Below are 3891 nucleotides of genomic sequence, written 5' to 3' on the forward strand. Positions count from 1 at the left end.
CAAAGTGCGATCCCGCCCTGATCCCTGAACCATGCACTCGTACTTAAATTTAAGCGTCAGCAGGGTGCATCATTCATCTACGCTTAATAATAAAAACAAATGCGTTGGTACATATTTGATTGAAACCTCACTGCTCGGACGTGATGTGTAATATAATCGGCGCCAAAATATAAGTATAAAAACCAAATCATAGAATTAATAAACGTCAGGGCTTAGAGAGCAAAGTATTTCGTATGAACGCGATTCGTAAAGTTTACCAGTACGCAGAACCGAATTTAACCCTCGTGGGTTGGATGGGCTTTGTCGGCTTCCCAATTTACTACATTGTGTGGGAGTTTTTGTTCCCGCAACCCTACGAAAACTTAGCGCTTCGCCTGTTTTGCTCGGTATTGTTCTTTGGCATTATATTTCGCAATCGCGTCCCATTTGAATGGCGAAAATACCTTCCGGCTTATTATCAAGTTGCCGTAACTATCTGTTTGCCAGGTTTCTTCTTCTACATGCTGCTAATGAATAATTGGTCCAACGTTTGGGTTATGTCATTCATGTCGGCTATTTTCCTCCATATTTTATTGGTGCACGTGACGAGAGTGATGTTTGCACAAACCTTTGCCGGTATTGGGATTGCTACCTTGTGCGCTTGGATTGCACAAGGCTTCTACCTCGAACTCACAATGGATTGGACGCATGTGCCAATCTTTTTGTTTATCTACTTATTCGGCAACTTGTTCTACTTCCGCAATCAGGTGGAACATGAAAACAAGGTGTCATTGGCGAAGTCTTTTGGTGCGGGTATTGCCCATGAGATGCGAAACCCTCTAAGCGGATTACTTACCTCTATTGATGTCATGCAGTCCATATTGCCGAACCCTAAAAGTGGCGATCAAAAAGGGCAATATGCGTTAAGCAATGAAGAAGTGATTCAGTTGCGTGAAGTGGGCGATGAAGCGATGGAGATCATTCATTCCGGTAACGAAACGATAGATCTGTTACTGACTTCAATTGATGAAAACCGAGTCTCTCGATCTACGTTTAAGAAGCATTCAGCGCAAGCGGTGGTTGAGGATGCGATAGACAGTTTCAATTACAAGCGCTCTGCTGATAAGTCAGCAATCTCCTTGGATGTGCAGAGTAACTTTGAGTTCTTGGGTAGCGACACCTTGTTGAAATACGTCATGTATAATCTGTTCAAGAATGCGTTCCATCATCGTAGCCCTGAAGATTTTCATATTCATGTCACCATGTCTAGTGATGAAGTGGCCAATCAAATAATGGTTACCGATAACGGATCAGGCATCTCAAATGATGTGATTCGACGCATTTTTCAGGACTTTTATACTACTGGCCAATCGGGTAATTACGGCTTAGGTTTGCCATTTTGTCAGAAGGTAATGCGCTCGTTTGGTGGTGAAATTAAATGTCAGTCTGAAGTGGATCAATGGACACAGTTCACGATGACTTTTCCGTCTTTGTCTTCCCATTCGGTGAAAGAAATCAAGAATGAACTGACTAAACTTAAGACTGTGCTAATGGTGAGTGACCAGAAAGTTCTCACCAATAAAATGACTGAGGTAGCCCGTTTTATGGGGTTTGAGCTCACGGTGTTGGATGTAGCATCAGCGCTTAAAAATAAGGAATACCAGTTCGAATTCGACTTGATTTTCGTTGATATGGAGAGCTTGGATTTAAGAGCCAATTGCCTCGATAGGATTGAATCGTTACTTTCGTTTACTGAGGCGCGAATCATTTACTTGTATGAGCGTCATCCTATCAAGCGTGTACGTAACATTTCTTTCGAGCCTATTTGGGTGGAAACACAAGTCTGGCTACTGAATACTAAAGCGACCATTGACCGTTTACTGTTTGACTCCAACTACGTGATACCATCGGTTGCTGTAAAACCGCTAGAGGCCACCACTAAACGTACGATTATGGTGGTCGATGACAATGAATCTCTACGCCGATTTACGGCAATGTTATTGGAAAAACAGGGCTTTGATGTTGTGCAAAAAGAAGACGGACAACAAGCCTTAGATGCGCTTGATACCGACGAAATCGACTTGATCCTAATGGATATTGAAATGCCAATCATGGACGGGGTTGAAGCTTCTCGCCGAATTCGCAGTGCCGACAAAGAATACTCTTCGGTGCCGATTATTGCTCACACGGGTGACAGTTCTCCCGTTACCTTGGAAAAGATGGAATCATCAGGCATGTCGGACTTTATTGTTAAACCTGCCGATAAAAACCGACTGTTTGATAAAATTGCTCACTGGATTTAGCGGGTGTAATAGTCTGAAGTTCACGGCCATTGGGTAGACATAGATTCAAGAAAGAGCTCAGCGAATTGCTGGGCTCTTTTTGTATCGCGACATGATAGCGTCCATTCAGTCCTGCCGTTGGTGTTGGTTATAAATATGGTTCGAAAAAGGTTACACGAACTCTAACTCGGGGTGATGGTACGCTTCGTGACAAACCGTGAGCACATGGTCAATGTCTCTTGGCGTCATGTCGGCATTCACTGAAAAACGGATGATGTTTTTGTTCTTGCCAGTCGCAGGGCGGCAGAATACTGCACCGAACACATCACGCTGTTCTAGGAAGTCACGCACACGTTCAGTGTTTCTTTCATTGCCGCACTCTAGCGCTACAATTTGAGACTCACTGCGGATGTTAAAGCCAATCCGTTTGAGACCGGTAGTAAGCGATTTAGCGCTTTTGAATAAGGCTTCTCGTTTGTCTTCTGCGCCTTTTATTACCTCTAATGTTTTCTCTAAACGAACCACCTCTTGTGGTAACACGGTCGAGCTGAAAATAGCTGGATACGCGACAAAAGGTAAGGTTTCTGAAAGCTGCTTCGGCCCAAGAATAGCGCCTGCACGATAAGCAAAGGTTTTAGCCAAGCTAACGGTAATGAAGTCGACTTGGTTAGTGATACCCAATGCGTGAACTAAGCCAGCACCATTTTCCCCATGCGTACCCAGTGAATGCGATTCATCAACGACAACGGCACAATCAAACTCCTGCGCCATTTCGTAGATGTCGCGTAGTGGGGCGATGGTGCCGATTGTGCTGTAAATCGAATCGACCACAATAACGCCGGAGCCGTGGCGCTCTAGCTGTTTGCGCAGGTGATTCATATTGTTATGCATAAACGGGTGGGCGAGGGCGCCTGCAGCGCGAATGCCTTCCCATAGCGACATGTGTGCAAAGAAGTCAATGTACACAGGTGTGCCCGGTGGGCAGATGGTTTGCAATAGCCCAATATTAGCAGCCCAGCCAGACTGAGAAAGCAAACAGCTCTCCATTCCGACATAGTTCGCGAGCTCAGTTTCAAACGCAGGTTTAGACTGCTCATCTTGTAAGAAAATTGCAGACATCACTACGTTGTCATCTTGTTCGACAATCGCCGCTTGATGGGCCTCTTGGATCGGTTTGTTATGTGACAGCGCTAAGTAATCATTGCTCTGCATCACAACGGAATTACGCTGGGGGCGTTTACCCAATACTAAATGCTTCTGGCTTTGGTTCTGGGTAATCAGGTCTTGAATATAGAAGTTCAAGCGTTCTTCGATAAAGGAAGGTAGTGGTTTGTTTTTTGTTTTATCACTCATAATAGTTCTCTTCAAATACAGGAAAACGCCAGCGCTGACGGCTGTATATTGACGATAAAAAGTGATGTGTCATTAGCCAAGTTGCATAATTTTGTGGGTGCTTGCAAACTCAGCATTTAAGGGTTTTGAGGCGAGTGGGTTTCCTTACGGTTCGGGGCTTTACCCGAATTAAGATAGGAATAATAGCCTTCTTTTTTATGACAAAAGGCTATTAGAATTCGGCATTCGAAGGCATTTAAAAAAGCGGATTTTGAAAGGCTACGTGCTACGTGCTACG

General features: G+C 44.3%; 2 protein-coding genes. One reads left to right on the forward strand and one right to left on the reverse strand.

Annotation, left to right across the window (positions count from 1 at the left end):
- The first annotated feature begins 233 nt into the window (after window positions 1-233).
- Window positions 234-2282, forward strand: coding sequence for a response regulator (locus AB4263_RS07600; RefSeq protein ID WP_372083628.1), 2049 nt, complete (start codon window positions 234-236; stop codon window positions 2280-2282).
- A gap of 150 nt (window positions 2283-2432) precedes the next feature.
- Here AB4263_RS07600 and cqsA read toward each other — a convergent pair whose 3' ends face one another.
- A complete protein-coding gene (gene cqsA, locus AB4263_RS07605) occupies window positions 2433-3614 on the reverse strand; it encodes an alpha-hydroxyketone-type quorum-sensing autoinducer synthase (protein WP_372083629.1) in 1182 nt (393 codons plus the stop codon).
- Window positions 3615-3891 lie beyond the last annotated feature (277 nt).

The sequence above is a fragment of the Vibrio sp. 10N.261.55.C5 genome, from assembly GCF_041470505.1.
In the GTDB taxonomy this organism is placed as follows: domain Bacteria; phylum Pseudomonadota; class Gammaproteobacteria; order Enterobacterales; family Vibrionaceae; genus Vibrio; species Vibrio crassostreae_C.

What these genes read in the sequence shown, in the direction of transcription:
- cqsA (WP_372083629.1), bottom strand. Translation starts at nt 3,614, where the DNA reads ATGAGTGATAAAACAAAAAACAAACCACTACCTTCCTTTATCGAAGAA.
- AB4263_RS07600 (WP_372083628.1), top strand. Translation starts at nt 234, where the DNA reads ATGAACGCGATTCGTAAAGTTTACCAGTACGCAGAACCGAATTTAACC.